The organism is Tardiphaga sp. OK246 (assembly GCF_900188215.1).
In the GTDB taxonomy this organism is placed as follows: Bacteria; Pseudomonadota; Alphaproteobacteria; order Rhizobiales; family Xanthobacteraceae; genus Tardiphaga; species Tardiphaga robiniae.
In genome coordinates, this window is record NZ_FZOX01000001.1 from 580538 (window position 1) to 606353 (window position 25816).

General features: G+C 60.0%; 35 protein-coding genes and 1 tRNA gene. 18 read left to right on the top strand and 18 right to left on the bottom strand.

Annotation, left to right across the window (positions count from 1 at the left end):
• Positions 1 to 17 precede the first annotated feature (17 nt).
• The 5 genes from CHC01_RS02875 to CHC01_RS33430 all read right to left on the bottom strand — a co-directional run bounded on the left by CHC01_RS02875 (position 18) and on the right by CHC01_RS33430 (position 4940).
• A complete protein-coding gene (locus CHC01_RS02875) occupies positions 18 to 881 on the bottom strand; it encodes a head maturation protease, ClpP-related (protein WP_089262283.1) in 864 nt (287 codons plus the stop codon).
• Positions 878 to 2104 (bottom strand): phage portal protein, encoded by a 1227-nt coding sequence (locus CHC01_RS02880; RefSeq protein ID WP_089262284.1) that lies wholly within the window; start codon positions 2102 to 2104, stop codon positions 878 to 880. Before CHC01_RS02880 ends, CHC01_RS02875 begins: the two co-directional genes overlap by 4 nt.
• Complete coding sequence (locus tag CHC01_RS02885) at positions 2104 to 3984, bottom strand: terminase large subunit (RefSeq protein WP_089262285.1); 1881 nt, start codon at positions 3982 to 3984, stop codon at positions 2104 to 2106. The genes CHC01_RS02880 and CHC01_RS02885 overlap by 1 nt, the downstream gene beginning before the upstream one ends.
• The gene (locus CHC01_RS02890) at positions 3914 to 4357 is read right to left on the bottom strand and encodes a P27 family phage terminase small subunit (protein ID WP_244558245.1); all 444 of its coding nucleotides are present in this window, start codon (positions 4355 to 4357) and stop codon (positions 3914 to 3916) included. Before CHC01_RS02890 ends, CHC01_RS02885 begins: the two co-directional genes overlap by 71 nt.
• A 217-nt stretch (positions 4358 to 4574) precedes the next feature.
• Positions 4575 to 4940 carry an HNH endonuclease signature motif containing protein gene (locus tag CHC01_RS33430; protein ID WP_089262289.1) on the bottom strand — a complete coding sequence of 122 codons (366 nt, stop codon included), beginning with the start codon at positions 4938 to 4940 and terminating at the stop codon, positions 4575 to 4577.
• A gap of 89 nt (positions 4941 to 5029) precedes the next feature.
• Here CHC01_RS33430 and CHC01_RS31785 point away from each other — a divergent pair, with 89 nt between their 5' ends.
• A complete protein-coding gene (locus tag CHC01_RS31785) occupies positions 5030 to 5335 on the top strand; it encodes a hypothetical protein (RefSeq protein ID WP_141137029.1) in 306 nt (101 codons plus the stop codon).
• A 186-nt stretch (positions 5336 to 5521) separates the two neighbouring features.
• Here CHC01_RS31785 and CHC01_RS31790 read toward each other — a convergent pair whose 3' ends face one another.
• From CHC01_RS31790 to CHC01_RS02925, 8 genes are all read right to left on the bottom strand, one after another.
• Positions 5522 to 6127: a hypothetical protein gene (locus CHC01_RS31790; RefSeq protein ID WP_141137030.1), complete on the bottom strand. Its 606-nt coding sequence runs from the start codon at positions 6125 to 6127 to the stop codon at positions 5522 to 5524.
• A gap of 14 nt (positions 6128 to 6141) precedes the next feature.
• Positions 6142 to 6564, bottom strand: coding sequence for a hypothetical protein (locus CHC01_RS02900; protein WP_089262291.1), 423 nt, complete (start codon positions 6562 to 6564; stop codon positions 6142 to 6144).
• Entirely contained in the window at positions 6561 to 7460 is a 900-nt protein-coding gene (locus CHC01_RS02905; RefSeq protein ID WP_141137031.1) for a hypothetical protein, read from the bottom strand. Before CHC01_RS02905 ends, CHC01_RS02900 begins: the two co-directional genes overlap by 4 nt.
• Positions 7461 to 7528: 68 nt before the next feature.
• Positions 7529 to 7732, bottom strand: a complete 204-nt coding sequence (locus CHC01_RS02910) for a hypothetical protein (RefSeq protein ID WP_089262295.1) — start codon at positions 7730 to 7732, stop codon at positions 7529 to 7531.
• A gap of 17 nt (positions 7733 to 7749) precedes the next feature.
• Entirely contained in the window at positions 7750 to 8526 is a 777-nt protein-coding gene (locus CHC01_RS02915) for a hypothetical protein (RefSeq protein ID WP_141137032.1), read from the bottom strand.
• Positions 8477 to 9511 carry a hypothetical protein gene (locus tag CHC01_RS02920; protein WP_089262299.1) on the bottom strand — a complete coding sequence of 345 codons (1035 nt, stop codon included), beginning with the start codon at positions 9509 to 9511 and terminating at the stop codon, positions 8477 to 8479. The genes CHC01_RS02915 and CHC01_RS02920 overlap by 50 nt, the downstream gene beginning before the upstream one ends.
• Complete coding sequence (locus tag CHC01_RS31795) at positions 9511 to 9723, bottom strand: hypothetical protein (protein ID WP_141137033.1); 213 nt, start codon at positions 9721 to 9723, stop codon at positions 9511 to 9513. The genes CHC01_RS02920 and CHC01_RS31795 overlap by 1 nt, the downstream gene beginning before the upstream one ends.
• A gap of 56 nt (positions 9724 to 9779) precedes the next feature.
• Entirely contained in the window at positions 9780 to 10193 is a 414-nt protein-coding gene (locus CHC01_RS02925; RefSeq protein WP_141137034.1) for a hypothetical protein, read from the bottom strand.
• Between the two features lie 277 nt (positions 10194 to 10470).
• On the opposite strand from CHC01_RS02925, the gene CHC01_RS32215 reads away from it, so the two are divergent.
• The 9 genes from CHC01_RS32215 (at position 10471) to CHC01_RS02970 (ending at position 16382) form a co-directional block, all read left to right on the top strand.
• Complete coding sequence (locus CHC01_RS32215) at positions 10471 to 10635, top strand: hypothetical protein (protein ID WP_176454483.1); 165 nt, start codon at positions 10471 to 10473, stop codon at positions 10633 to 10635.
• A 109-nt stretch (positions 10636 to 10744) separates the two neighbouring features.
• A complete protein-coding gene (locus CHC01_RS02930; RefSeq protein WP_089262303.1) occupies positions 10745 to 10963 on the top strand; it encodes a hypothetical protein in 219 nt (72 codons plus the stop codon).
• Positions 10964 to 11052: 89 nt separating this feature from the next.
• Positions 11053 to 11277, top strand: a complete 225-nt coding sequence (locus tag CHC01_RS02935; RefSeq protein WP_089262305.1) for a hypothetical protein — start codon at positions 11053 to 11055, stop codon at positions 11275 to 11277.
• A gap of 445 nt (positions 11278 to 11722) precedes the next feature.
• A complete protein-coding gene (locus CHC01_RS02945) occupies positions 11723 to 12514 on the top strand; it encodes a hypothetical protein (RefSeq protein WP_141137035.1) in 792 nt (263 codons plus the stop codon).
• A gap of 79 nt (positions 12515 to 12593) precedes the next feature.
• On the top strand, positions 12594 to 13343 hold the full coding sequence (locus tag CHC01_RS02950; protein WP_089262311.1) for a phage regulatory protein/antirepressor Ant: 750 nt from the start codon (positions 12594 to 12596) through the stop codon (positions 13341 to 13343).
• Positions 13340 to 13897, top strand: a complete 558-nt coding sequence (locus tag CHC01_RS02955) for a hypothetical protein (RefSeq protein WP_089262313.1) — start codon at positions 13340 to 13342, stop codon at positions 13895 to 13897. The genes CHC01_RS02950 and CHC01_RS02955 overlap by 4 nt, the downstream gene beginning before the upstream one ends.
• 67 nt (positions 13898 to 13964) lie before the next feature.
• The gene (locus CHC01_RS02960) at positions 13965 to 14450 is read left to right on the top strand and encodes a hypothetical protein (RefSeq protein WP_141137036.1); all 486 of its coding nucleotides are present in this window, start codon (positions 13965 to 13967) and stop codon (positions 14448 to 14450) included.
• Positions 14450 to 14881: a hypothetical protein gene (locus tag CHC01_RS02965; RefSeq protein WP_089262317.1), complete on the top strand. Its 432-nt coding sequence runs from the start codon at positions 14450 to 14452 to the stop codon at positions 14879 to 14881. The genes CHC01_RS02960 and CHC01_RS02965 overlap by 1 nt, the downstream gene beginning before the upstream one ends.
• Before the next feature lie 229 nt (positions 14882 to 15110).
• Positions 15111 to 16382, top strand: coding sequence for a site-specific integrase (locus CHC01_RS02970; protein ID WP_089262319.1), 1272 nt, complete (start codon positions 15111 to 15113; stop codon positions 16380 to 16382).
• Here the strand turns inward: CHC01_RS02970 and CHC01_RS02975 are convergent, their stop codons facing one another.
• On the bottom strand, positions 16383 to 17057 hold the full coding sequence (locus tag CHC01_RS02975; protein ID WP_089262321.1) for a hypothetical protein: 675 nt from the start codon (positions 17055 to 17057) through the stop codon (positions 16383 to 16385).
• Between the two features lie 75 nt (positions 17058 to 17132).
• Positions 17133 to 17209, bottom strand: a tRNA-Pro gene (locus CHC01_RS02980).
• A 93-nt stretch (positions 17210 to 17302) separates the two neighbouring features.
• Between CHC01_RS02980 and CHC01_RS02985 the strand changes: the two genes are divergently transcribed.
• From CHC01_RS02985 to CHC01_RS02995, 3 genes are read left to right on the top strand one after another with little or no spacing between them, the layout of a single operon-like run.
• Positions 17303 to 18298 carry an L-threonylcarbamoyladenylate synthase gene (locus CHC01_RS02985; protein ID WP_089262323.1) on the top strand — a complete coding sequence of 332 codons (996 nt, stop codon included), beginning with the start codon at positions 17303 to 17305 and terminating at the stop codon, positions 18296 to 18298.
• Positions 18299 to 18338: 40 nt separating this feature from the next.
• Positions 18339 to 19796 carry an FAD-binding oxidoreductase gene (locus CHC01_RS02990; protein WP_089262325.1) on the top strand — a complete coding sequence of 486 codons (1458 nt, stop codon included), beginning with the start codon at positions 18339 to 18341 and terminating at the stop codon, positions 19794 to 19796.
• Positions 19793 to 20221, top strand: coding sequence for a GNAT family acetyltransferase (locus tag CHC01_RS02995; RefSeq protein ID WP_089262327.1), 429 nt, complete (start codon positions 19793 to 19795; stop codon positions 20219 to 20221). The genes CHC01_RS02990 and CHC01_RS02995 overlap by 4 nt, the downstream gene beginning before the upstream one ends.
• A 1-nt stretch (position 20222) precedes the next feature.
• Here CHC01_RS02995 and CHC01_RS03000 read toward each other — a convergent pair whose 3' ends face one another.
• Positions 20223 to 20978 carry an SOS response-associated peptidase gene (locus CHC01_RS03000; RefSeq protein WP_089262329.1) on the bottom strand — a complete coding sequence of 252 codons (756 nt, stop codon included), beginning with the start codon at positions 20976 to 20978 and terminating at the stop codon, positions 20223 to 20225.
• 61 nt (positions 20979 to 21039) lie between these two features.
• On the opposite strand from CHC01_RS03000, the gene CHC01_RS03005 reads away from it, so the two are divergent.
• The 4 genes from CHC01_RS03005 to CHC01_RS03020 all read left to right on the top strand — a co-directional run bounded on the left by CHC01_RS03005 (position 21040) and on the right by CHC01_RS03020 (position 23087).
• The gene (locus CHC01_RS03005) at positions 21040 to 21555 is read left to right on the top strand and encodes a hypothetical protein (protein ID WP_068733299.1); all 516 of its coding nucleotides are present in this window, start codon (positions 21040 to 21042) and stop codon (positions 21553 to 21555) included.
• 4 nt (positions 21556 to 21559) lie between these two features.
• Positions 21560 to 21982 (top strand): NUDIX hydrolase, encoded by a 423-nt coding sequence (locus CHC01_RS03010; RefSeq protein ID WP_244558193.1) that lies wholly within the window; start codon positions 21560 to 21562, stop codon positions 21980 to 21982.
• A gap of 79 nt (positions 21983 to 22061) precedes the next feature.
• Positions 22062 to 22436 (top strand): TIGR02301 family protein, encoded by a 375-nt coding sequence (locus CHC01_RS03015; RefSeq protein WP_089262333.1) that lies wholly within the window; start codon positions 22062 to 22064, stop codon positions 22434 to 22436.
• 15 nt (positions 22437 to 22451) lie between these two features.
• Entirely contained in the window at positions 22452 to 23087 is a 636-nt protein-coding gene (locus CHC01_RS03020) for an HAD family hydrolase (protein WP_089263623.1), read from the top strand.
• Positions 23088 to 23185: 98 nt separating this feature from the next.
• Here the strand turns inward: CHC01_RS03020 and CHC01_RS03025 are convergent, their stop codons facing one another.
• A complete protein-coding gene (locus tag CHC01_RS03025) occupies positions 23186 to 24460 on the bottom strand; it encodes an acyl-CoA dehydrogenase family protein (RefSeq protein ID WP_089262335.1) in 1275 nt (424 codons plus the stop codon).
• 146 nt (positions 24461 to 24606) lie between these two features.
• Between CHC01_RS03025 and CHC01_RS03030 the strand changes: the two genes are divergently transcribed.
• Complete coding sequence (locus CHC01_RS03030; protein ID WP_089262337.1) at positions 24607 to 25386, top strand: enoyl-CoA hydratase-related protein; 780 nt, start codon at positions 24607 to 24609, stop codon at positions 25384 to 25386.
• Between the two features lie 11 nt (positions 25387 to 25397).
• Here CHC01_RS03030 and CHC01_RS03035 read toward each other — a convergent pair whose 3' ends face one another.
• Positions 25398 to 25772, bottom strand: a complete 375-nt coding sequence (locus CHC01_RS03035; protein WP_089262339.1) for a DUF6285 domain-containing protein — start codon at positions 25770 to 25772, stop codon at positions 25398 to 25400.
• Between the last annotated feature and the right edge of the window lie 44 nt (positions 25773 to 25816).

Below are 25816 nucleotides of genomic sequence, written 5' to 3' on the forward strand. Positions count from 1 at the left end.
CTAAAGTTTTTGGTTTGCTATGCCCTGAGCAGGCTCATTCGAGCCGCCGCAAGGCGGAGGGAATTGAGACCGTCGTCGGCCTCGTCGATGTCAGCGCTCGGCGTGACGTCCGAAGCAGCGCCCGGCGTGCCCTCGGTGATCTCTTTCATGATGCGGCGGCGCTCAGCGCGCGGCATTCCTTGACGGGCCAGCGCGGCTTCGACGCGGTAAAGGGTTGGTGCGCTGTTCTTCGCACCGCCGGATCCCTCCTTGATGTCGGCCTCGAGCAATGCGTCCGCAAAGCCCTCGTCGATCGCCTTCTGGCCGGCGATCCAGTGCTCGGCGTCATTCCAAGCAGCGATAGTCTCCAGCGTCTGGCCCGTGCGATCGGCGAACATCTGGTTCATCGTTGTGTCAAAGGTTTCCATGATGTCGCCAGTGTCGCGCATCACATGACGATCGCCGACCGCAACCCACTGGGTGTTGTGCGTCATGATAAAGGCGGTCTTGCCGATTTCGACCTTGTCGCCAGCCATGGCGATGACCGAGGCTGCCGACGCGGCGATACCGAGGATTTGAACTGTCACCTCAGCCGGATGCTGGCGGAGCATGTTGTAAATCGTGACGCCTTCGAAAAAGTCGCCGCCGGGCGAATTGATCTGCACGGTGACAGGCTTCTCGCCGATCGAACGCAGCGCACCCGCGATGCGCTTTGAGGTGACACCTTCGCCCGTCCAGAAGTCGACGCCGATGACGTCAAGGATGCTGATAACCGAGTTATCGCCTGCAGCGGCCGTCGGCAGGAGATCTGGCGACCATGCTTGCACTGCCTTCTCATTCAATACGAATGATGCCTGCGGCGCGTTCGGCCGATGCAGTTCTGGCAGCTCACGGATGGTCATTTCGTTTCGGCTCCAGGAGGCAGACTGAGATTGCCTGCCGCTTCTGTGATAGGAACGTTCTGCATCTGCATGCGAGGCACGTCGCCACCTTCGATCGGCGGCAAACCTTCCAGTTTCCGGACGTGATTGATGGTGAAGACGCCAGCGTCCAGCATCGCCTTGTAGAAGGCGGCCCGCGCTGCGCTGTCACCGCGCAGCAGATCCTCGTAATTGATTTTGACTGAGTATCGCAGCCGCTGCGCTGGCGTGAGAATGCGCTTCGATATCGCCTGCTCGATGCGCTTCAAGTCAGTACGCAGGCCCAACGTGTACCAGGACTGCATGATCGCGGAGACACCGGTCCCCCACATCGTCTGCCCTTCGGCGGAGTGGCCTATGATGATCGGTGGAACGCCGATCCAACGACAGACTTCCTCGATGTTGAAGCGACGATTCAGGATCATCTCGGCATCGCGCATGGTTAGCGACACCTGTTTGAAGTCGACACCGCCCTCCAGAATGCCCGCCCATGGCGCGTTTGGCCCAGCGTTTGCTTCGACCAACGACTTTTTGGCCTCGTCTCGCTGATCCTGCGTCAACTGCTTTGAGCCTGGCGGCATCACAAAGAAGCCCTTAACCCGCCCACCGCGCGAATAGGTCTGCCCCGCGAACTTCTCTGTCGCAATCGTCAGGCTCAGCGTTTGTCGAGCATACTCTATCGGAGACATACCCATGTCGCCGTCGCCAAACCCCTTAATGTGAAAAACCTTCTCCTCTGGCAGCTTCTCTTGCTTGCCTCGATCCATAAAGGTGTAAATCAGCTCGCCGTCGGTGTTTCGATCCGCGAAAGTGTTCGACGGCATCGCGTTTAAAGCTACCAACTGGCCGCGGTTCTCGACTTTCTCTGCAAAGCCATTTCCCCTGGTTGAGAGACCGAGCATACGGCCTTCCCAAAACTCGATGGCGGTCTGATCCGCATTCGGGCTTGCGTCGAGAAGGTCTTGCAGCGGGTGGTCGGCGACGCGAACCTTCGACCCGTCGGCCTGCTTCTCCATCACATCGAACGACAAGCTGGCGACGGTTTGCGATTTCACCCTGACGCCAGCCATCCAGGCCGACAACTTCATGGCACCGTCGTCCGACACGCGTTCGCCAGCCCAGGTCTCGCCGTGGCCCAGCATGTCGTAAAGTTCGCGGTCTTTGGCGCTGAAAGTGCGACCAAACCAGCGGTTCCAGAAACCCATTATGCCGTGACCGCGTTTTTGAGGAAGTCGCCCAAGTCGTTGCCTTCCTTGAAATCACCGCTGGCGGCGCCAACAACCATTGCCGTCGTCACCAGCCCGTCGATACGGCCTCGCGATTTTGATTTATCGAAGCAACGATTGTCCTGCCCGTCTCGATCAACGTAGGCGTTGGCCGCGCACATATAGGTCACCGGCGAGTCGTCGATCGTGATCGTTCCGTCCAGCACGTTGTCCTCGAGCTTTTCGACCGAGGTTGGCATGGTGAGCTGCTTCTCTTCGAAAACGCGACGCTTTCCCTGCGCATGCGACACGAGTTTGAGGCCGTAACCCTCAGGCTTATCCGGCCCCTCAAATTTCCAGACTGGCAACCCTGTGGTCTCGCACGCCGCGATGAAGTCGGCCATGCCGGCGACGTCGAAGGCGAGGAACTGCACATCATGTTCGGCGACGAGCGTTGCAACTTCAGCGGCGGCGAACGTTTTGTCGATCGTAGCGCCGGGCACCGCGGTAAAGTCGATGTCTGGATCGGCGGCCCACTCAACATACTTCGCGAGATCCCGGCGGGCGCGATCAGCGAGACCATCCTGAACGGTCCAGTACCAGGTCTTGACGAAGAGATGGCGCTCACCATCTTTCATCCCTTCCCAGCACGCGGACAGCGCGGTCAGGTCGTTCTTCTTCGACAGATCCAGCGACAGCCAGCACTTCTCGCCCTTGTGGTCGGCAGGGTCGACCGGCGCTTGCACCGCGGCCCAGGCTTCCTCGTTGTCCATCCAGAACGAGACGGCACCGATCGGGATGCCGAAATAGAGACGCTTCACGGACATCGCTTTGGACGTTCGTTTGCGCGCCGTGTTCACCTCGCCGCGGATATTCTCGACCGGGAAAGTGATGCCAAGGGCCGGCAGCGACTTGACCCAGCACGCCTCGTTCTCGAAGACTTTATCGTGGTCGGCCTTGTCGACGCGCGCGATGAACCCGAAGGCCTGGTCGTCGATGAACTCGCCTTTCAAAACGCTCTGGTAGAACGTCGAGTATTCAGTTCCGACGAGCTGCGTCGACGCTGGCGTGTTCGTGCCCATCAGCATCAGCGCGTCGCCGGGCATTTTCGCGATTGCCGCCATCCACGTTTCTAGAGACGCGTTGCTCTTGAATTCGTGAATCTCGTCGGCAGATACCAGCGTGGGCTTCGGACCCGAGATCGCATCGCCATTCGCCAGCGACTGAAAAACCGATTTGGTCGACGGATGCTCGATCTTGAACGCGTTATCAAGGAAACCGCGGATGATCACCTCACCGAGGGATTCCAGTGTGTGCCCATCTTCCGGATGGCTGCCCGGGATCGGCGCCCGGCACATTGCCGCGGCATCCTTGAACAGAACGTTCGCGGTTGCCTTGTCCTGGCCGATGGCAAACACTTTGGCGCGGGGAATGCCGTAGTAGCCCATCATGTACAGGCCTGTGCCCGCCATGAACGGTGACTTCGCTTGTCCCTTTCCAGTTTCCAGCCAGCCAGATCGAAAGCGCATGCGCCCGCTCGACCGTCGCCAGCCGAAGAGGTTGCCAGCACTGAACATGTGCCAGGGCAGTAAATTGAACGGCTTTCCGACCAGATCCGCCGCACCTTCGGTGATCGACAAGACACTCGGATAGAAGTCGAAGGCATGTTGAGCGCGCTCCGGCGCCCAATAGAGATCGCGAAGCGACCCCTCAAGAATATCTTTCAGGTGCCGCTCGGCGGCGTAGCAAGCTAGCTCTCCGGATACGATCTTTCCGTCGACGACATCACGCGCATATTGCGTGGTCGGATCACTTGGGAACCGCTTTGAGGAAGCCGCCACCGAACGACGGTTGCTTTTGCTTCTGGACTTTTCCGCCATTGTTGCGCCGGCGCGGCGTGATCGTCAGCTCTGCCTCAGCGGCCGACGCCATCGCGTTCGCGTCCTTCATGATTGTGAACCACGGATTGTAGGCGGGCTGCTTCTTGCCCTTTCGCGGGAACACCGCTCCCTCATCCGCGACGTGGCGCATCGCGATTTCATAAAGCACGTAGGCGTCGACGAGGCGCTTGACCTGGCGCTCGTTAGCATTGGCCAACTTGTCGGACTGCCGCAGCTCGCCGACGATGATGCGCCACTGCCGGCGGGCCAGATCCTGATCAAGTTCGTCGGTGAACTGAGCGGACCACTGCGGCTCTGTCATACCGTCGACAATCAACGGATCGGGCTGCATCGATGCTGGAACGGGCGGCACCAATTTCAACGGGGGCGCCGCATTTTCCTTCGGCTTTCGCCCCGCCCCCTCGCGCTTACCGCCTCTTGGCATAATGTTTGATTTCCAGCGAATTCAAACAGGCGAGATATCGACGTAATTTCAACGTGATATCAGATCACCTGATGCCCAATTGCGATGGGTCCCCTTTGATTTTTGGTCTCAGTGCGAAGGGACCTCCCATGTCGGTGTCCGCTCCCTAAGCTCCAGACTTTTTGACCGCCCCAGGGGGTGGTCGACGATTCCATGGATGGTCGGGATCAAGAGGCCTGCCCTTCTCGTCGGTACCGTGAACGACACGCTGGCCGAACTGCTCCGCTGTCCTGATCTTGTGGCATGCTGCGCAGAGACAGCGGATGTTGCTATCGTCATCAGTGCCACCGCACGCAAATGGCACGATGTGATCCGGCACCGTCGAAGGCGTGAGAATGCCGTTCGCGTAGCAATCACGACAGAGCGGTTCGGAAGCAAGGCGCCGAGCTCGCTGGGCTACGCCACGGCGACCACGAAGGCGACCGGGCTCAGGCTCTCGATTGTGACAGCGACGAGTGCGGGACCGCGGCATCAAAATTGCGTGGGTATTAGGTTTTCTTGAGGAAGCGCGGCAGCCATTGTTGCATGATGCCCGCAGGCCTCAAAAGACCGGAGACTAAGATGAAGCGGACCGACACCAATAAAATCTTGCTGCCCTTGCTCGGGATAGCCATAGCATTGTCTCTTCCCCAACAAGCAGCCGCTGCAAAACGAAAGCATAAATTGACTGGCGTTCCACTTTACACCCAGCGCCAATTTATGCGGGACTGCGGTAAGGATTGGTGCGGAAGCTTCAGTCAAAACCTTCCGTCTGCATGCTTCGGAGGCGGCTCAACAAGCATCGAGAAGGCCTATTTCAGCGGTCCGATTGCCGCGGGGTCCTGCGCCAATGGCCAACCTGTGGTTCGGTTTGATCCAAAATACTAACCGGTGCCAATGCAAATCGACGCCAGCGGCGCAGGAATTGTTCGCGCATAAACGCGAAACCCGCCTCGCTGCAGGTGCAGCGGGCGGGCTGTTGACTTACGGAATTCCGATGATTGAACTGATGTCAAGGAGGAGACCGCAAGTCAACCCTGTTAATATATCCAATTTTTTATCCAGCAGCGGATACTAAGCCCGCAGGCGCACTCGTTTACACAAGCGCTCGGCTAAAGGCGATGGTATTTTTGGGCACGCTTTCTGCAAAGATGACAACGTCAAATTCTGGAGGTTGATGTCTTCACTGCGAATCGCCTTCACACATTCAGACGAAGTGTAAAGTTGAGCCTCGTTGTAAAGGTGCAAAGCTTCGCGGTAAGATTCCGCCTCTTTGTCTGTCTCGATGTAACTGGTCGCTATCGATTTATAGCCAGCGTTTTGATATGACGGTCCATGCAAGCTAAACCAAACAGCAAGACCTTCCTCAAGCAATGACGCATCGTTTGTATGAGACGGCGATAATGAATGGATCACTTCGTGACCCAACTGGAATAGCGCTTGATCTGGGTAGGCACACACAGATTCTGCTATCTCAATCCAGACATCAGATCCCTCAACCCATAGTCGGGGGCCCTTTACGTTGAATCTCACGCCATGACGTTGATACCCATCAACGCGTCTCAGAAAGCTGCATTCAGCCTTTTTGATTAAAGCTTCTGCCTCTTTGGAAAGCCAGTTTAGATCGATCATTACTGCAGCCCTTCGATTTTTTCTGACAGAACGATCCGCCATCTGCATCGCTGCCGCTCATACTAGACCCTCTTCTTGCGCAAAGCGCCATATTCTCGGTCATCAAACCTAGTCTCTGTCCGAGGGTTGAAGCGCTTTCGCTGGTCGCGATAGGCAAGAGACCGCCGTTCGCCGACATCGGCCCAAGCTTTCCTGAGCGCATCGTGTAATGTGCTCATGCCGCCGTGCTTGCTGATGGCGCCGATCGGTGCGACGTGGCAGCAATAGTCCTCCAAGGCCGTGACCTCGTCGAGCTTCAGCCTGGTGACCAGTTCGCGCGACGATTCCTGCGTGACAATCACAAACACGACGGAGCGCTTCCCATGGGAGCATTTCCAGAAATCACGATAGATCGAGCGCTCAATCGGCTTCAGGGCATATCCCGCGTGCTCGATCTCAAAATTGAACTCGAGGCGCAAAAGCAGCGGCTGACGTGGCTTGTTCATTGAGCGCCCTCCCGAAACTTTCCGTTTTCCATCAGGTGATACACCGGCCCGGCAGCTGGGCGCCTGAACGGGGCCAACATCCGGCCGCGCGTCGGCGTGAGCGGCAGATGCAGCACGGGCCCCTCGGGCGGCACGGTGATCACGTCGCCTACGTTGTCCAGTTCCCCAAACCATGGCTCTGCTGGCGCGGACGGCGGCAGCAGCGTGAACCTCGTCAACTCCACCGTCTCGGCAATTTGCCGCAGCGCTTCCCACCAGACGACGTAGTCCGCGCGCGCAAGGATCACAGACGTCGGAGACGGGTCCCATTCGAGCGGACAGAACGCTCCGAGCGAATACCGATCCCGAGCTTCGCACTTGCCTTCGACCTTGGCGTTCTTGCCATTGGTCGAGAGTACGCGGGTCGGCTTTGGCTCTTCGTCGCTCCAATCCGGCCGGCTGGCACCTGCAGCATGCACCGTCAGCAAAGTTTTCGGTTGGAACGTGCCGATCATCATGATGTCGCGCGGGCGATCCTTCAGCGGACGCTCGCCACCGGGCCCGAACCAGCCACGAAGCGCACGATCACCGGCTTTGCCCCAGCCAGCCTTAGGCGTGCGCGGCTGATGGCGCTTGAAGTCGTTGACCGAGACCAATCCAGCCAGAGGCCCGGCGATAGCATCCAGGCTCTTCGACCAATCAATGACTACGGGTTCGAGCTTGGCCACAGCTTGTTCCAGTGCCAGCGCGTCAGGATCCGGCTCGCCGATGTGGGCATAACGTTGCGATGAAGCTTTGCTATCGTCGACATCGACGCCACCATGCCGGCCGAGGTCCTCTATCCGGTCCCAAACGCTCTCAGCCGCAGAGGTCGCGCGCTTCGACAGCTCGTCGCGCCAGGCCCAGCGCAGCGCCAATTCGACGTCAATCGGCGTCTTCACCCGCGTAGTATTGCTAGCCGTTTGCTTCATCTTTGCTGGCCCGTTCATTGCAAATTGCTCTTCCGATCGTCCGCTACTGCCTGGCGCAGATCCTCGACGACCTTGTCGACGTCGCCGCCGCTCGCCTTGACCATCGCCGCACCCACAGCGGCCATCACGGTGCCGATATGAACGGCTGCGAAGCCCTCCTCGATCAGAAGGTCAGCACAGTCGTTGATCATGCGCTTAAGGCGCGTGGCATCATCCATCGAAATCTTAGGGTCGCTCATTGGCCCACCGCATCGCGCAGGTGGTCGGCGTATTCCTCGTCGACCGTTGCATGACCGTTACGGTCGTCGTTACGCGTAACGTTACGGACAGGGAGGCCCGGTAACCGGCGCGTCTTGTAAATTTCGGAGAGGTCTTTTGGCGAAGGTGCCTTGAAGCCGCCGCCCTCCGGCACCAACACCGGACGGCGCAGCGCTTCATCGGCTTCGCGCATCTCGTTTGCCCGAGCCCGCATGGCGTCGCCGACGCCCTTCCGCACCGCCTCGGCCTTTTCATCATCGTCCGGCAACACCACAGGCGCTTCGAGGATGACCCCGATCTGCTTGGCCTCCAGGTGCGCCGCCGTCGTGATGCCGTCTACGATCTGACGCAGCCGTGCGGATGTCGGGGCAAAGTCCGGATTCACATCCTTCACGGAGCCGCGCGCGATGGCTCCGCATGCGTCCCGAACTGCCCACAGCGGCACGCCGGCGAGCGCCTCAGAATACTGGAAGACCATCGCAGCGGCATCGTTGGCTGATGCTCCTCGCAGCGATGGGTACGATGCCATCAGCTTCGCAATCTCCAGCCGGATTTGATCGCCGCTGGCCTGCTCCGTGCATGCCTGGAGCAGCGCCAACCGATGGCTGAGCCTTCCTCGTGTCGTCAGCGACAGCGGTTCGGTCAGGCAATTGCCGTCGCGCATCGACGAGCGCAACGCGGTGATCACCCGCGCCACCTCGTGGTCAACGGGGGGCGAATTCGAGATCGTCGTGATCGATGGTGTTTGCGCCATTGGACCGCTCCGCGTGCTGTTTGATGATGAAATCTGTGAAACCGCCGTCTTGCCGCTGGCCACCGGTGGCGAGGCTCCGGCCGGGCTTTCGGAATTTGGGGCTGTTGCGCAGCCATGTGCGCGCTGCCGCCTCCCAATCCGCAAATACGTTGGCGTGCTTGCGGTGGTGATCGAGGAATTGCTCTAGCTCGCCGGGGCCATCTGGCACCTGTTGCCGAAGGGCATACGCGAGGAAGTATTCGCTGAGGGTCGTGAGGTTTGCGTCCGTGGGGACGTCCGTCTTCGCTGCCCGCTTCGATTTCGCGACCACATTTTTTTCGATTGGGGGAGAAATCCCCGAAGGGGATTTGGGGGTCTTACTTTCTTTCCCTTTACCTTTATCTCCTCCCTCCTCCCTCTGGCGTGACACTTCTCCATTTTGTGGAATTGGTAACGGCTGGACCGTGACAACTTCCTGATCTACGGAATCAGTCACGGCTGGACCGTGACATTCCTCTACGTCCGTCACGGATGAAGCGTGACTATTTCCGCCGTCGTCACGGTTCTCCCGTTTCTCTTTCTTGCGCTGGCGTGCTTTTCGCTCCGCCGCGGTTGCATCGCGAGGGAAATCCATTCCTTCCGTCACGGCTGATGCGTGACCACTTCCACTCACATAGTCGTTGATGTGGTCCGGGCACGGATAAATGGCCTTCGGACTCTTGGGCCGTTGATACTTTTTGAAATTCCGCACTGCGCCGTAGCGCTTGCCGCTCACTTCGAACGCCATGATGACGTTGGCCTCGGCGAGCTCCGCGAGCATGGGCTCGATCGAACCGTCCTTCGACGGGCGCAGGCGCATGCGCAAGCCGACAGGCTTCCATTCGAACACGCCGTTGTCGTCTGCCTCGGTCCAGAGACCGATCAGCATGATCTGCGCAGCATCCGACAGCGGGGCGAACGCCTCGTCGGTAAACAGCCCAGGGAATACACTGCGGATTCGAGCCATCAGGCTTTCTGCTCCGCATCGCAATGCCAAAAGTAGTCGTTGCCAGCATCGGTGAAGATGGCGATCACCGTGTGCGATATGCGCCGGGCCCAACACTCTCGTTGAAGATCCTTCACTGAAATTGACGCGCCTACAGCTCCGAGTGCGACGGCGACAGCCTCGCTGCATCGAAGATGAATCACCTTACCGGCGGGTTTGCTCGATTCACTCATTGTCCGCGTCCTCCACCGTCCCGCGCTTGGCGGACGCTTCAGCTTCTATTGTCGGATCAATCCACAAGGCCAGGCTCTCCGCCCATTGCGCGGAATTGCTGCCGAGGCGCAGACACGCGCGGGCGAGCGTTCGCCGGAGCGGTTGCCGCGAGGAGGCTTTCCAGCCGATCGATGCGCGTGCGGAGCGTAACCAGTTCATCAACTTCCGCTTTCGGTTCTTGGCGCTCAGAAACCAGCGCTCGTAAATATTCGACCTCGTTTGCGCGAATTCTGACGCGCGGGTCGCGATACCAAACGTCCTTGATGCGAGATGCCGTCCAGTCTTTGACGTCCCGGCCTACCCGCCGAAGCACGGCCTTCATCGACTCGTCGGCACGGCGATCGCCGGCGACTTGCCGTAATAGATCTGAGGCTTCGGCTAAAAGCAGTTCACCCATGGCTTCCGACGACTTTTCGGATTTTTCCGACATGCCTTGTGTCCCTATGTCTGGGACGAAAGGCGCTACGAAACGCAACACGAACTAAACAAGCGATCAGGCAGCACGCCGACAAAGTTTGGCGACAGCGACGGCAGCTGCTGAGGAACACGAGAATTCAGAAGAGCCCCACCGCAGCGGCGTAAGCCATCCTGCGATCGGGAAACTGTTGCCTGCAGGGTGAGCCCCGGCCCTACCAGGCGCACGAGGGCGGACAGGCGCGCACCACCCCGGCGCGTCTGTCCGTCGCCGGGTGGCAAAGGAGAAGCTTGTGACATTGCGACGACTGGTCATCACACCGCCCGCCCGGATTCGGACGCTGGCCGCCGAGGGTCACACCCTGGCTGCCGTCGCGCGGTATCAGGCATGGGATCAGGAGATGATCCGGCTACACGGTCCGCTGTACTACAAAGAGATGGGCTGGACGCTTCACTGATGCTGCAGCGCCCATGTGTATTACCGGGACGTTCGCCGGATGAGCCTTGCGACTCACCCGGCTTACACCCCTCGTTGGTGGTGCCAACCGAACCAACGGAGACTGTGTTATGCCCGAGAAGATTTTCGACGACGCCGACATCATCCTTCCCTGTCCTGCATGCAGCCACGAGCATCAGAAGACGCTCGGATGGTTTCATGACCAAACGGGCATGGCCTGTGAGGGCTGCGGGGAGCACATCGCATTCGATCACGCAGAGTCGAAGCGGGACATGGAGAACCTCGACGAGGCCTGGCAGAATGTCCTTGGGGCGTTCGACAAGAAGTAGCGTGAGTTCGCGCAGTGCGCCCCTGAACGGCGATGCGTCCAGTGAAATCGTTAGATGCCCGCTCATGCGGCACCATGGGAGTTTAAGCTATGTCCAAAGACCTGTTCGAAGGCCAGTCGATTGAAATTCCCTGCCCGGACTGCGGCGAGAAAGCGACTAGAAGTCTCGCGTCCCTTCGAAGTGATACGGAGTATGACTGCTCCGGCTGCGGCAAAACGATACGCCCGGACGCCAAGAAGCTGTTTAAAGGCCTCGACGATGCACAGGCCAAAGCCCGCAAAATGGTGGCCGATCTCTCCAAGAAGTTTCGGTAGATCGAACTTGAGAGCACCTTGGATCATGCCGCCCCCGCTTGTTCGGGTTCGGCGGGCGAAGACGGATGTTCGGCTTCGAAAATGGGATCGGGCGATGGTCCAACCGCTTGGCCTGGACTATCCGCGGAAGTCGGGGCGGGGGCAGCATTGGCGACGGGCATGAGTCGGGCGACTGCCGCTTGGACCTTTTCCCACTTTGAAAAGGTTGGGCTGGTGCCCCGCTTCCAGCGGCTCCAATTGGACGTGGCGATGCCTGCGTCACGGCACAGGTCTTTGATCGGCACGCGCGCGGCGCGCGCCGTTTCCTCAATCGTAACCATTGCCCTTTGAAAATCGCGCATTGGAGCAAATTAGCTCTTTAAAGATCTTTTGCAAGAGCTAATTTGAATGCGCAGACCCACCCAACCTCGTGCTAACGCTCTCTAAGAGACCTGGAGACGATACTTTGAACAAGTTCCACGAAGGCAAAACGCCGGATTGGTCCATACCGCCAACGCCTTCCGGTGTTGTGGAACCGCGCGACCACACACCCACAGGCCTGCGGAATTGGGTGCAGATGACTTGCGCCTATTTGGGAGTACCGCCGACTGAGCTTTCCAAAGCATCCGGACTTGCGGCATCGACCGTCAACCGCTTTCTCCGGTCCAGCGATGAAACAACATTAAGCGCCCGAACGATCGGCGCGCTCGTCGCCACGGCCAGGCGCATAGAGCAGTCTCCAGACTTTACACCAAAACATATAGGCCATGACGCCGAGATGATGCTCGTGCAAGTCTGGGTCAATGGCCGTATCGCTGCCAACAAATACGAGTTTAACGAATGGCGAACCCCGCTGTATGACGTGCGCGTCCCAATTCTCACCCCCTACTTCCGTTTCTTAAATGTTGGATTTGAAGTCGACGACGATCACGCTGTTTCGGCCTTCCCGAAAGGCACGGTCGTCATCAGCACGATATTGAGAAACCAAGATCTAATCAGACCTAAGCCCGGTGACTTCGTGACGATGTCGCGCACTCAAAGCGATAGAGCGAGCGAACAGCCCACCGTGGAAATTACCATCCGACGGATCGCGGATAGCCCGCTTGGAGATTTGTGGATAGTGCCCATCAACGGCGACAGCGGTATTCCCGAGGTACACTTAGGTCCTGCAGATCATATAGATTTCAATGCATTGCCACCATTGAAGCGCCCGCTGGGCATAATTACGGGAAGCATCCAAAACCATTCCAGGCTATGAAAGACAAAAAGAGCAAATTAGCTCTTTACATTTCTTTTAGCGGCGCTAATTTGCTTCCACTCAAACGGGAGCCGCCGCCTTGTCGCTTCACCTTCCAGCCGTTACCGCCAGCCTAACGAGCCGCGCCACCGGCGCGCCGACCATGTCGAGCCGGGATATCGCCGAGATCTGCGGCGCCCGGCATAACGACGTGGTCGAGACGATTGAGCGCCTCTTTGCCACCGGAGTTTTACGGGAAAGTCGTAAAACTACGCGACAACATCGCCCTGAGGGCGGTGGCCGTCCCACCGCCGTCTATGACTTGACCAAGCGTGACACGCTAGTCGTCGTCTCCGGCTACAACGCCGATGTACGCGCCAAAATCATCGATCGTTGGATGGAGCTCGAGGCCGGCTCCCCTCGCCTTCCCGCCAATTATTCGGCGGCGCTGCGCGAGCTCGCCGCTGCCGTCGAGACAATCGAAGTGCAGGAAGCGCTGATCGGCACGATGGCGCCGAAGGCTGTCGCGCTGGACCTCCTTGCCGACACCGACGGCATGATCCTGATCAGCGACGCGGCCAAGCAGCTGCAAATGCCAATCAAAGACCTGTTCGCCTGGCTCCGCACCCACCGTTGGATCTTCCGCCGCGGCGGCTCCAAGCGCGACATCGGCTACGCTGACAAGATCGCCGCCAGCTTGCTCGTGCATAAGTATCACCCCGTCCGGCAGGACGATGGGAGTGAGGTTCTGAAGGAACAGGTCCACCTGACACCCAAGGGTCTCACTCACCTCGCCCTGAAATTCGGTCGGGACATCCGCGCGATATCAACAAGGGGAAAACAGACATGACTAGTATCCACGCATCCGCTACCGAGACGCCCATCATCGACTTCGCAGGCCAAACCGCAATCCCGAAGCCCCGCCGCAAGGCAAAGGACTCTGAACTACAACAGCTACGCGACGCCCTCCCCTTCTTCAAAAATGGACAAGGCGCCGAGCCCACCTCATGGTGGAATGTCACACCGACTGGTGACTATGCGACCGATCTAGCAACCGGCCAGGCCTATGCTCGCGACTTTCTTCCAATGTTGATGTTCAACGCAGGCGCGTCGTCACTCGCAACTATCATTTCTGATATGGCGAAGGCTGGTCGTGATCCCGGAAAGACCCCGAAGACCTCGCGGGGCATCGATAACATTGCGCTCGGCTTCATGATGCAGATCGGCGATTGCCTGCAGTCTGTGATCGTCGGCATTGCCATCGCGGCAGCGGCAATCAAGCAGCCGGAATCTGATCTCAGCGCAAAGTTCGTCGAGCAGCTTGAGAACGGAAATCTACTCCGCGGAGCCAGCCGCAGCACACTCTTCCACGATCCGAACGCCAGTATCTTCGACCGCCACTAATCGCCGTCGCTTCAAAATCCGCAATTCAGCGGAGCGTGACGGCCGCGCGCCGTCGGAGGTTACCCTGATGCTTCAGCAATCGGCAAACCCGCCGCAGATCACTCCGATGGCTCCAAGAAGTCATCGCCTATCTTCGCAAATAACGTCCTCTTCTCTCGATCTCATCGATTCTAACATCGGGCCGCTCGGCTTCGAGCCTGACCTGTTGGCTGAGGTATTCCGCCTGCGCTCTGCCAACGACGTTCGTGGAATGGTAGCGCTGTTCACTGCGTACAAAGACGTTGCCGAGCTGTTCATTCGAATGATGAACCAGCCCTACGTTGATCAGGTCCAGATACTGGAAGACGAATATGCCAGGGCGTGGAGCAAGGCGTATTTGGTCGCCGATCACCTGAAGTCAATGCAGCCGACCAATCACATCGAAAAACAGTTCATGGCCGAAGCGTTATTCTCGTGTGCCATCATGATGGGGCACAAGCTGCAAGAATCCATCTCGGTCGTTGAAGCGGTGGCCGCGATGCCTGAAACCGATCCCATCAAGGGGGTGCGCTGATGCTGCAATTACCCGAAAAGGACTCATCGATCGGCCATCCCCGGAAGGTCTCACGGACCGCCGCTCAGATACTGGCCGGTGACATGGCAGTGCTGGCCGCGATGAAGCGGCTGGAATACGGCCTTGCCGATCTAGTGCAGTTGACCTCGATCGCCGGCACTCTGGTTGAAAGCTACGGCAACCAGGCCATCAACGTCGAGAAAACGGCATGGACTGCAAAGCAGGCCATGGCGGAATTGAAGAAGACCGGCGACCAACTGATGTTCATGGTCTACGAGGTCGAGCAGAAAGCGCTGGCCCTCCGCGACGAGTGGGAGGCGGCGGCGTCTGCCGGAGACCACACGTTTCCTGAGCCCGAAGAGCACTGTGCCGACGCTAATGAAGTAGATGGGCTTACGGCTAGCTCGCCCAGTCGGCGCGCGAGCGCGTAATGCGAAGGGCCAGGGATCGCCTTTCTCGGGTCAAAAGCCGCCCAAATCTGTCCGATTGGGCGGACGATGAGGCTATGACCCTTGCGGAGGCGATCCAGCTGTTCTTTCCTGAGGGGCCGTTAACCCTCTCTTCCCTGCGTACCGCGATCCGGACCGGCAAGCTGGCCGTGGCCAAGGTCGCAGGGAAAGATTTGACGACCCCTCGTGCCGTGAAAGCCCTGGTGAGACCATGCCTGGCCGAAAAGCGAGTCCTCCCCGACTCTTCTACCGACCCGACAAGGGCTACTGGTACATCCTCGATCGGGGACGGCAAAGCGGCACAGGCTGCGCTCGCGACGAAACTGAAGGAGCGGCGCGCGCGCTCGAAGCCTATCTCGCAAACAAGCATACCTCCACAGTCGGCACTCGCAATCCCACTGCCCTCCTGATCGCCGACGTTGTCGGCTATTACGAAGAGGCGAAGCTGCCGAAGCGGTTCGATGAACTGAAGGGTCGCATCGAAGCCGGCCAGCCCATTTCGAACGACGAGCGCAAGATCGTCCGCCGGCACGACGAACTCGTCATTCGCCTGTCGAGCATCAATATGTTCTTCGGCCGCTACAAGGTCGGGGAGATCAAGGGCGAGTTGTGCCGTGACTACGTCGATTGGTGCATCGGCGAGGAGAATGATCGCAACAAGAAGCGCGATCTCGACAAGCGCCGAGTCATCTCCGACCAGACAGCACGGCGTCACCTTGAGGATCTGCGCTCAGCGATCAACGTATATCATGCCGAATACACCCTCGATGCTGTGCCCAAAATCACTCTTCCCGAGAAGCGGAAAGGCCGCGAGCGTTGGCTGCTTCGTTCCGAAGCTGCTCGACTGCTAGGCGCCGCCCTAGGATTTATATGGGATCGCGAACGGGACACCTGGAAGCGTAAAGAAAATGGCGGGCTCGATCGCCGCCCCAGTTGGGTCATCACCCGCCGCCGGCCCACCGCTCGCTTCTTCCTCATGGGCGTCTATAGCGCACGCCGCGAAGAAACGATTCGACGCACACAATGGATGGCGACGACAACTCATCCATGGATGGACTGCAATCGATGGGTCTATCACGGTCGCGGTCCGGACGAGCTTCAGACGAAGAAGCGGCGGCCGCCGGCAAAAGTCGCGACCCGTCTGCGCCCACACCTTGCACGCTGGCACAGACTCGATACCGCTCTGGCGAACGAACTTCGCAAGCCTGTTCTGTTCGTCATTCACCGCGCTGACGGCGAGCAGTATGCGGAGAAGATCAAATCGGCCTGGGACAGCATCGTCGAGGACGCCGGGCTCGGCGCCGATGTCGTCCGCCATATCCTGCGACACACGGCGGCGACGTGGGTCATGCAGAAGGGCACGGATCCTTGGCAGGCCGCTGGCTGGCTCGGCATGACACTGGAGCAGCTGCAGGACAATTACGGCCACCACCATCCGGACTTCCAGGAAGAGGCTGCCGAAGCGTTCAGCTCAAGGCGGTGATCATTGAGGACTGATTTTGGTGACGCGCGGGCCAACTATGCTCGGAAGAAAGGTCGCCATAAGATCTTCGGAAACCGGGAATTCGTAGGTCCGTTTTTCGTCTTCCGCTTTGAAAGTGAAGTTCCGCCACTTCTCGGCAAAGGCTTTCGGTTCAAGGCCGAGTATCTTGCCAGGCGCTTTTGGATCCGGCGGCCCGAATTTGGCAATCAGCCTTATTGGCGCACGGGATGGGATGAGGCCGACGCGGTCGAGCGACAGGAGCTCATCGCCAGCAAGAATCTCAAGGTCCACCGCCGTCCCATCCACCCCTGACACCAGCTTAGCCGTTTTGAGCTTCACTGGCCCCGCAGACTTGTTCTGCCCAAAAATCGTGAGGGCGAACACGTTCCTGCCGGTTAAGGGACCGCCTTCCATAGAGATATTCGCGAACCAGACCAGCGGTCCTTCATCGTCCGCGGGCGCTGCACTGGTAGGTTGGCCGGTTTTGGCCTTCGCCTTCAGCTCGCTTACTTCGGAGCGCGCGCTATCTCGTTCCGTCCTTAGCGTCGCGATCTCCCGATCATAGAACTTGCTGCTGATGAACCAAGTCGCGGTAACAAGGGCCGCAAGGCACAGCAGGAATGGCTTCCACGCTGTCGTAAGGAGGAGATGAACCTGATCGATGAAATCCGACACCGGTCACCAAGGGCGCAATTCGTTGCCCATTTCGTTGCCCGAGCCGGGCGGGAAATCCCTAAGTCTTTGAAATCATGGTCGGAGTGGCAGGATTCGAACCTGCGACCCCTGCGTCCCGAACGCAGTGCTCTACCGGGCTGAGCCACACTCCGACTAAGAGCGCGGCTTATAGCCTTGGGTTTCGCATCCTGCAAGAACCCCGGTAAAGAAGCCTGACCAATTTTGAAGACAAGGATCTGCCCCGTATGGCCGTAGGCCTGACGACCCGGATGAGCCCTGCCGACGCCGCCCATATCGCGGAGGCGGCGCGCTGCCTGCGCGCTGGCGGGCTGCTGGCGTTCCCGACCGAGACGGTCTACGGGCTCGGCGCCGATGCGGCCAATCCGCGCGCCGTAGCGGGGATCTATGAGGCCAAGGGCCGGCCGTCCTTCAATCCCCTGATCGCCCATGTGGCCGATCTCGCCGCCGCCCGGCGCATTGCCCGATTCGATGCGCGCGCGTTGGCGCTTGCCGAGGCGTTCTGGCCGGGGCCGCTGACGCTGGTGCTGCCCAAGGCGGCGGACTGCCCGGTGGCCGATCTGGCCACCGCCGGCCTCGACACCATTGCCATTCGTGTGCCGGCCCATCCCGTGGCCCACGCGCTCCTGCAGGCCTTTGGCGGTGCCGTGGTGGCGCCGTCAGCCAATATCTCCGGGCATGTCTCGCCGACCACCGCAGCCCACGTGCTGAGCGATCTGGATGGCCGGATCGACATGATTCTCGATGGCGGACCGGTTGAAGTGGGCGTTGAATCCACCATCGTCGGTTGTTTCGACACGCCGATGCTGCTCCGCCCCGGTGGCCTGCCGCGCGAGGCGATCGAACGGGTGTTGGGCCAGTCACTGGCGAATCCGCCGGACGAGCCCGCAAGCGATACCAACCAGCCGCTGGCGCCGGGCATGCTGGCCTCGCATTATGCGCCGCGGACACGGGTGCGGCTGCTGGCTGAGGCCGTGAATCCCGGCGAGGCGCTACTGGCCTTCGGATCGGCCCCGCTGCCGGGCATCGAGGCGGCCGCCGCTGTCCTGAATTTGTCCGAACAGGGCGATCTCGGGGAAGCCGCCACCAATCTTTTCGGCTATCTTCGCGCGCTCGACGCCGCTGCTATAGCTTCGGGCGCGAGCTGCATCGCGGTAATGCCGGTGCCGAACCACGGGCTCGGCGAAGCCATCAATGACCGGCTGCGCCGCGCCGCCGTGTAACGCGAACGCAAGACCAAGAAACGCGCTTTAGGGAATAGTTATGAATATCGTCCAGCCGAAGCCGCCCACGCTCTCCCCCGAAACCATCGCGCGCTTCCGGGCCATCGTTGGCGACAAATACGCCATCACCGATCAGGCCGACGTGCACCAATACGTCACCGAGGATCGCAACCTGTTTTTCGGCACCTCGCCGCTGGTGCTGCGCCCGGGCTCGACCGCCGAAGTCGCCGCGATCTGCAAGCTCGCCACCGAGACCCGCACCGCACTGGTGCCGCAAGGCGGCAATACCGGCCTCGTCGGCGGGCAAACGCCATATGGCGGTGAAGTGGTGCTGTCGATGCGCCGGATGGACAGAGTGCGCGATCTGGACACCTCGTCCAACACCATGACGGTGGAAGCTGGCCTCGTGCTGCAGGTTGCGCAGCAGCGCGCCGCGGAAGCCGACCGGCTGTTTCCGCTGTCGCTGGGCTCCGAAGGCAGCTGCACCATCGGCGGCAATCTCTCCAGCAATGCCGGCGGCACGACCGCCCTCGCCTACGGCGTCGCGCGCGAAATGGCGCTCGGCCTCGAAGTGGTGCTGGCCGATGGCCGCATTCTCAATGGCCTGTCCAAGCTGAAGAAGGACAATACCGGTTACGACCTGCGCAATATCTTCATCGGTGCCGAAGGCTCGCTCGGCATCATTACTGCGGCAACGCTGAAGCTGTTTCCGAAGCCGCGCGCGGTCGAGACCGCCTTTGTCGGCCTGAAGTCGCCGGACGATGCACTGAAGCTGCTCAGCATCTCCCGCTCCGAGGCCGGCGGCAACATCACCAGTTTCGAACTGATCGCCGATATCGCCGTGGATTTCAGCGTCCGCCACGGCATCGGCATTCGCGACCCGCTCTCCAGCAAACACGCCTGGTATGTACTGATGGAATTGTCGTCGGGACGCGACGATGCCCGCGCGACATTGGAGGCGATTCTCGAACGCGGCTTTGAAGACGGCATCGTGGATGACGCCGTGATCGCCGAGAATATCGCCCACCGTCAGGCGTTCTGGAAACTGCGTGAGGAAATCTCGCCGGCGCAGAAGCCGGAAGGCGGATCGATCAAGCACGATATCTCGGTGCCGGTCGCTTCCGTGCCTGCCTTCATCGCCGAAGCCAATGCGGCTGTCGTGAAGCTGATGCCCGGCGCACGTCCGGTGCCGTTCGGCCATCTCGGCGACGGCAACATCCACTACAATGTCACGCAGCCCAAGGAGACGCTCGGCGACAGCGACGGCCGCGAGAAATTCCTGGCGCGCTGGCACGACGTCAACGAAGTCGTCTTCGACGTCGTTCTGCGCATGGGCGGTTCGATCTCCGCCGAACATGGCATCGGCCAGATGAAGGCGGCTGAGCTGCCCTCGGTGAAGGACCCCGTCGCCATCGAACTGATGCGCAGCCTGAAGGCGATGCTGGATCCGCTGAACATCCTCAATCCCGGCAAAGTGCTGCTGCCGGTGCAACATTGAAAGTTGCCCGGCTCGTCGACACCGACATTCAAGCGGTCGTCCAGCTCTGGCTGCGCTGCGGACTGGTCCGGCCCTGGAACGATCCGGAGGCCGATATCAGGCTGGCGCGCGCAGGCACCAATGCTGATGTCCTGGTCGGTCGCAAGGGAAGGACCATTGTCGCCTCCGTGCTGGTCGGCCATGATGGCCATCGCGGCTGGGTCTATTACGTCTCGGTCGATCCCGAGCACCAGCGCCAGGATTTCGGCCGTGGCATCATGGGTGCAGCCGAAGACTGGCTGCGCGAGCGCGGCATCGAGAAGATGCAGCTCATGGTGCGCTCGGATAACACCAAGGTGCAGGCGTTCTACGAGTCGCTCGGCTATGGCGAACAGAAGCGCGTGATCTATGCCAAGTGGCTCGATGGCCGGCCGCTGACGCCGTGAGCTAGAACAACGAGCCCTGCCCGTCGTCCTCGCTCACCACAACCTTGCGCGGCGCCCTCGTCGGCTTCACCTGCTCCACGGCAGCTTCTTCCGCCGAGATCGGCAGGATCAGTTGCGCATCGTCATTGGCCACCTTGTTGACGGCCATCGCCACCGGATGCCAGGCGAAGGTGCCGTCTGCGGGCGCAGCGAGCATCGTCATCACGTCGGACGCGCTATCCGAACTGCAATCGAGCCACTGGCCGAAATGATCGGGTGCGATCGTCACTGGCACGCGATGGTGCAGTACCGACATGCCCGTGCTGGCTTCTGCGGTGATGAGCGCAACCGTGTCGACTTCTTCGCCGTTCGGTCCCATCCAGGTCTCGGCCAGGCCCGCAAAGCCCATCGGCCCGCCTGCGCTTGGGTGGATAAAATACGGCTGTTTGCGTTCACCGCGATTTTGCCATTCGTAATAACCATCGGCCGGAATCAGACAGCGGCGGCGGCGAATCGCGTTTTTGAAGGCCGGCTTTTCTTGCACCGTCTCGGCACGTGCATTAATCAGAAGCGTAAACTTCCGCGGGTCCTTGACCCAGGAGGGCAAAAGGCCCCATCGCATTAGACGGAAATGCCGGGATCCGTTTTCAACGATGACAACAGGAACCGGCTGCGTCGGCGCAATATTGTACCTCGCAGGAAAATTCGGTTGCTCGATATAACTGAATACCTGCCGTAACGCTTCCGGCGCTGATGTAATGACAAACCGCCCGCACATTCTCGATCCGCAATCCTGCCTCTTCAGGCGGTTTTAACCCAAAACACCAACAGTGCGACATATGACCCTGACGGCCATACAACCGGCGCAGCATGACCATCACGATCTGGCCAGTGCCGGTGCCGGCCCCGTTGCGTCCGCTGCCGAGCTGATGGCCGCCAATATCAATCCACGCACGGGTCTGGCGACCGACTATCTCAATCACTTCAATGAAGCCATCATGTTGCTCGAGCTGATCCCGGACATGCCGGACTGCTATGAGCTGTTTCTGGAATGGCAGCCGCTTAGCTATGCCGAGCACTTCATCAAATCCAACTTCAAGGCACGCGATCTCGCCATCGCATCCTATGAGGCTGCACGCCCGGCCATCCGCGCGGAATTCGATGCGCTGGTCGCGAACATGACGCAAATCCTGACGACTGTCGGCGAAGCCATGCGCACCGTGCAGCAGGACCGGACCCGTGCCATGCTGGCCGAACAGGCCGCCGGCTGGGTCAAGCCCATGGTCGGAACGGCCGGCGGCATCATCAATGGCCGTGATCAGGAATCCGACGTCGACAGCATCATGGCGCAATGACCTCGTGACCGACACGCCTCCCGCCCATCCGCAACTCGCCACCAGCGCCGCCATCTTCCGGGACGGCAAGGTGCTGCTGGTCCGTCGCGCCCGTTCGCCGGGCAAGGGCTTCTATTCACTGCCCGGCGGACGCGTGGAATTCGGCGAATCCCTCGCCGTCGCGCTCGCGCGCGAGGTGATGGAGGAAACCGGACTGACCATAGACATTGTCGGCCTATCCGGCTTTCGCGAAGTGCTGCCGAACGACAAGGTGGCCGGCCACTACCTGATCATGGCCTTTGCCGCGCGCTGGGTGGCTGGCGAGCCCGAGCTGAATGACGAACTTGACGATTTCCAGTGGGTCGCGCCGGACGATCTCGGCGCCTTCAAGACCACCGATGGCCTCGGTCCGATCCTCGCCATGGCGGAAGATCTGGTTGGACCATAGGCAGCACCTTGGCATATCAGCAGCCCGCCTTGCTTCAGACGCCTTGAAAAGGCATATCAGCCGGGTTCAGGGACCATTCATGTTGAAGCATCTGCTCATCATTCTGACGGTTGTGACGATCGGCGCTGGCTCTGCCCGGGCGCAGGATGCGGCTGCGCCGTTCGACAATGACCTGCAGCGGATGTCGGAGATTCTCGGCGCGCTGCATTACCTGCGCGGCATCTGCGGCAATAACGAAGGCAACAAGTGGCGCAACGAGATGCAGGCGCTGGTCGATGCCGAGACGCCGTCGGGCGAGCGCCGCACCCGTATGATCGCCGGTTTCAACCGCGGCTATAACGGTTTCCAGCAGACCTACCGGACCTGCACGCCTGCCGCCACCATCGCAATCCGCCGCTATATCGACGAAGGCTCGCGGATCTCGCGCGACCTCACCGCAAGGTATGCGAACTAGATGAAACCACATGCGATCGACACCATCTTCTTCGATCTCGACGGGACGCTCACCGATCCCAAGATCGGCATCACGGGCTCAATCCAGTACGCGCTCGGCAAGCTCGGGCTTCCCGTCCCGACACAGGACGAACTGACCTGGTGCATCGGCCCGCCGCTGCGTGCCAGCTTCGTGGCGCTGCTCGGCGGCGAGAAGGATGCCGATCGCGGTGTCGAACTCTATCGCGAGCGCTTTGGCACCATCGGCCTTTTCGAGAACACACTCTATCCCGGCATCGCAGACACGCTAACGGCGGTGACCGCGCCGGGACGACGGCTGTTCGTTGCAACCAGCAAGCCGCATGTGTTCGCCAATCGCATCGTCGACCACTTTGGCCTGCGCAAATACTTCACGCGCGTGTTCGGCTCGGAACTCGACGGTACCCGCGTCGACAAAAGCGACCTGCTGCGCTACGCGCTCGATGAAACCTCGACCGATCCCGCACGTGCGATCATGATCGGCGACCGCAAGCACGACATCATCGGCGCAGCGAATAACGGCATTCCGGGGATTGGCGTGCTCTATGGCTATGGCGGCCGCGAGGAACTGACGAGCGCCGGGGCGAAGCATCTGGTGGCTTCGCCTGCGGAGATTCCGGGTCATATCAACTAGTCGTAGGATGGGTAGAGCGTCTTCGCGAAACCCATCAATCACACACGACAAAAAGATGGGTTTCGCTGCGCTCTACCCATCCTACGATAATCGCGATTTCAATGCTTCCCCGCGCCCATATAGCCAAACAGGAATCCCGCGACCTTGCGCTTCTGGATTTCCTCGCTGCCTTCGGTGATGCGGTAGCGGCGGTGATGGCGATAAATGTGCTCGAACGGCTTATGGCGTGAATAGCCCATGCCGCCATGCACCTGCATCGCGCGATCGGCGGACTCGCAGCACAGCCGGTTGGCCCAGTAGTTACACATCGACACCTTGTCGGACAGCGTGTGTTCGACCTGCGCCTGGGTGAGCTGGTCCATCTCCCATGCGGTCTTGCGGATCAGGAGCCGTAGCATCTCCGCCTGCGTCGCCAGCTCGACCAACGGAAACTGAATTCCCTGGTTGCGCGCCAGCTCCTCGCCGAACGGTTTTCGCTCGCGCGCATATTTCACGCTTTCATTGATGCAATAGACTGCGGCGCCGAGTGAGCTCGCCGCCTGACGGATGCGGTTCTCATGCACGAAGCACTGCGCCAGTGACAAACCGCGACCGATCTCGCCGAACAGTGCATCATCCGGCACGAACACATCGGTGAATGACACGCGCGGATGGTCCGTGGGCATGTTGAAGGTCCACATATATTCTTCGATCTTTACGCCTGCGGCCTTAGCCGGCACCAGGAAACAGGTGATGCCGCGCGCATCGCCGTCGTCCCCCGACGTGCGCGCGAACAGCGCGCAATGCGTGGCCACATGCATGCCGGTGGTCCACATCTTCTCGCCATTGATGACCCAGCCCTTGACGCCGGCACGCGTCGCCTCGACGGCCGTCGTCTCCATATGCGTGGCATCGGAGCCGTGCTCGGGCTCGGTCAACCCAAAGGTGATGCGATATTTTCCGGTGATTGATCCTTCGATCATTTCCTTCTGATCATCGCGACCATAGCGATCCAGCATCGTCACCAGCGGCAGATTGCCGACAATGGAATGTTCGTTCTGCAGATCGTTGTGCAGGCCGAGGCCTTTGGCGGCGAAATGTTCGCGGATGACAGCCATCCAGAGATTGCTGCCATCTTTGCCGCCATAGCGCTTTGGGATTGCAAAGCGCAGATGGCCGGCGCCGTCGGCGAGATTCTTCGCCTGACGTAGTAGCGCTTCCCATTCATGTCGCGGCAGCCCGCCATTGTCGAAATCGGTGCGCGCCCATTCGCGGCGATGATCGAAGAAACGGATATTGTCATCCCGCTCTTCGAGCGGCTTGATCTCGCGCAGGATGAATGAATCGAGTTCAGCGAGATAGGCGACCAGATCGGCCGGCAGGGAAAAATCCAAGGCGCTCTCCCGATTGTTTTCCGAGCTTTGTTGCTCTTGTTAATCGAGCGATTAAGATGGCATCGTCCGATCAAGTCAAGCGCGGCAAGTCAAGTACGCTTTGGCGTCATAAATTCTGCGTAACGAAAAACAAAAGGGAGGCCGCGATGGCTCTGCAATTCTCAACTGTGACCCGCAAGGGACCGATCACCATCGTGACGCTGTCGCGTCCGGAAGTTTACAACGCACTGCACACCGACGCGCATAACGAGTTGCACGAGGTGTTCAACGACTTCGCCAGTGATCCCGACCAATGGGTTGCGATCGTCACCGGCGCCGGCGACAAAGCGTTCTGCGCTGGTAATGACCTCAAATGGCAGGCCGCCGGCGGCAAGCGCGGCTGGAACACGTCGGGCTTCGCCGGCCTCACCGCGCGCTTCGATTGTGACAAGCCGATCATCGCTGCGGTGAACGGCGTCGCCATGGGCGGCGGCTTCGAGATTGCGCTGGCCTGCGACCTCATCATCGCTGCGGAAAATGCGACCTTTGCCCTGCCCGAGCCTCGCGTCGGCCTCGCCGCACTCGCTGGCGGCCTACAGCGCCTGCCGCGCCAGATCGGCATGAAGCGCGCCATGGGCATGATCCTCACCGCACGTCATGTGAAGCCGCAGGAAGGCTATGAACTCGGCTTCGTCAATGAAGTGGTACCGCAGGGCGAGGCCCTGAATGCCGCGCTGCGCTGGGCCGAGACCATCTGCCAGAACTCGCCGATGTCGATCCGCGCCTCCAAGCAGGCGATCCAGAAGGGCATGGCGGAGTCTCTGGAACAGGCGATCACCGAGCAGCGCGAATATCCGGCGGTGAAGGCGATGGCGGCGTCGGAGGATTATGTGGAAGGTCCGAAGGCGTTTTCGGAGAAGCGCAAGCCGAACTGGAAGGGGAAGTAGCGCCGCGGCGCTTACTTCGGTTCCAGCTCGCGCTTGTAGGAACCGTAGTTCGGCTGATCGACGGCGAGCTTCGCCAGTGTCGTCTGCCACAGATGCTCCTTCACACCGGGTGTTGTCAGATCGACATCACCTTGCGCGATACAGTCGGCGAGATCCTGGTTCAATCCCTCCAGCGTGCCGTGAACACCGAGCAGCATTGTCAATCCATGCAGCTCGGCGGCATCGCTGTCGCCGGCGAACGTCAGTTGCCGGCTCACCAGATCGAGAGCGTTGATCGCGACACGCAGCTTGAAGGCGGCATGGCCTGAGATCTGAGGCGCAATGTCGTTGCGGAGAAAATCCGCGACGGCCTTCACCAGTTCATCGGGCCTCGGTTCGTCCTGCATGTCATCACCTTGTTTTTGCGCATGATCTGATCCGAAAACCGGTC

Coding starts and splice junctions, on each gene's coding strand:
- CHC01_RS02970 (WP_089262319.1), top strand. CDS start 15,111: ATGCCTGGCCGAAAAGCGAGTCCTCCCCGACTCTTCTACCGACCCGAC.
- CHC01_RS03000 (WP_089262329.1), bottom strand. CDS start 20,978: ATGTGCGGGCGGTTTGTCATTACATCAGCGCCGGAAGCGTTACGGCAG.
- CHC01_RS03030 (WP_089262337.1), top strand. CDS start 24,607: ATGGCTCTGCAATTCTCAACTGTGACCCGCAAGGGACCGATCACCATC.
- CHC01_RS02985 (WP_089262323.1), top strand. CDS start 17,303: ATGGCCGTAGGCCTGACGACCCGGATGAGCCCTGCCGACGCCGCCCAT.
- CHC01_RS03035 (WP_089262339.1), bottom strand. CDS start 25,772: ATGCAGGACGAACCGAGGCCCGATGAACTGGTGAAGGCCGTCGCGGAT.
- CHC01_RS02910 (WP_089262295.1), bottom strand. CDS start 7,732: ATGGATGATGCCACGCGCCTTAAGCGCATGATCAACGACTGTGCTGAC.
- CHC01_RS02990 (WP_089262325.1), top strand. CDS start 18,339: ATGAATATCGTCCAGCCGAAGCCGCCCACGCTCTCCCCCGAAACCATC.
- CHC01_RS02925 (WP_141137034.1), bottom strand. CDS start 10,193: ATGTCGGAAAAATCCGAAAAGTCGTCGGAAGCCATGGGTGAACTGCTT.
- CHC01_RS33430 (WP_089262289.1), bottom strand. CDS start 4,940: ATGCCGCGGTCCCGCACTCGTCGCTGTCACAATCGAGAGCCTGAGCCC.
- CHC01_RS02930 (WP_089262303.1), top strand. CDS start 10,745: ATGCCCGAGAAGATTTTCGACGACGCCGACATCATCCTTCCCTGTCCT.
- CHC01_RS02920 (WP_089262299.1), bottom strand. CDS start 9,511: ATGGCTCGAATCCGCAGTGTATTCCCTGGGCTGTTTACCGACGAGGCG.
- CHC01_RS31795 (WP_141137033.1), bottom strand. CDS start 9,723: ATGAGTGAATCGAGCAAACCCGCCGGTAAGGTGATTCATCTTCGATGC.
- CHC01_RS02880 (WP_089262284.1), bottom strand. CDS start 2,104: ATGGGTTTCTGGAACCGCTGGTTTGGTCGCACTTTCAGCGCCAAAGAC.
- CHC01_RS03005 (WP_068733299.1), top strand. CDS start 21,040: ATGACCCTGACGGCCATACAACCGGCGCAGCATGACCATCACGATCTG.
- CHC01_RS02885 (WP_089262285.1), bottom strand. CDS start 3,984: ATGGCGGAAAAGTCCAGAAGCAAAAGCAACCGTCGTTCGGTGGCGGCT.
- CHC01_RS02965 (WP_089262317.1), top strand. CDS start 14,450: ATGCTGCAATTACCCGAAAAGGACTCATCGATCGGCCATCCCCGGAAG.
- CHC01_RS02935 (WP_089262305.1), top strand. CDS start 11,053: ATGTCCAAAGACCTGTTCGAAGGCCAGTCGATTGAAATTCCCTGCCCG.
- CHC01_RS02955 (WP_089262313.1), top strand. CDS start 13,340: ATGACTAGTATCCACGCATCCGCTACCGAGACGCCCATCATCGACTTC.
- CHC01_RS02960 (WP_141137036.1), top strand. CDS start 13,965: ATGCTTCAGCAATCGGCAAACCCGCCGCAGATCACTCCGATGGCTCCA.
- CHC01_RS02875 (WP_089262283.1), bottom strand. CDS start 881: ATGACCATCCGTGAGCTGCCAGAACTGCATCGGCCGAACGCGCCGCAG.
- CHC01_RS31785 (WP_141137029.1), top strand. CDS start 5,030: ATGAAGCGGACCGACACCAATAAAATCTTGCTGCCCTTGCTCGGGATA.
- CHC01_RS02900 (WP_089262291.1), bottom strand. CDS start 6,564: ATGAACAAGCCACGTCAGCCGCTGCTTTTGCGCCTCGAGTTCAATTTT.
- CHC01_RS02915 (WP_141137032.1), bottom strand. CDS start 8,526: ATGGCGCAAACACCATCGATCACGACGATCTCGAATTCGCCCCCCGTT.
- CHC01_RS03015 (WP_089262333.1), top strand. CDS start 22,062: ATGTTGAAGCATCTGCTCATCATTCTGACGGTTGTGACGATCGGCGCT.
- CHC01_RS31790 (WP_141137030.1), bottom strand. CDS start 6,127: ATGCAGATGGCGGATCGTTCTGTCAGAAAAAATCGAAGGGCTGCAGTA.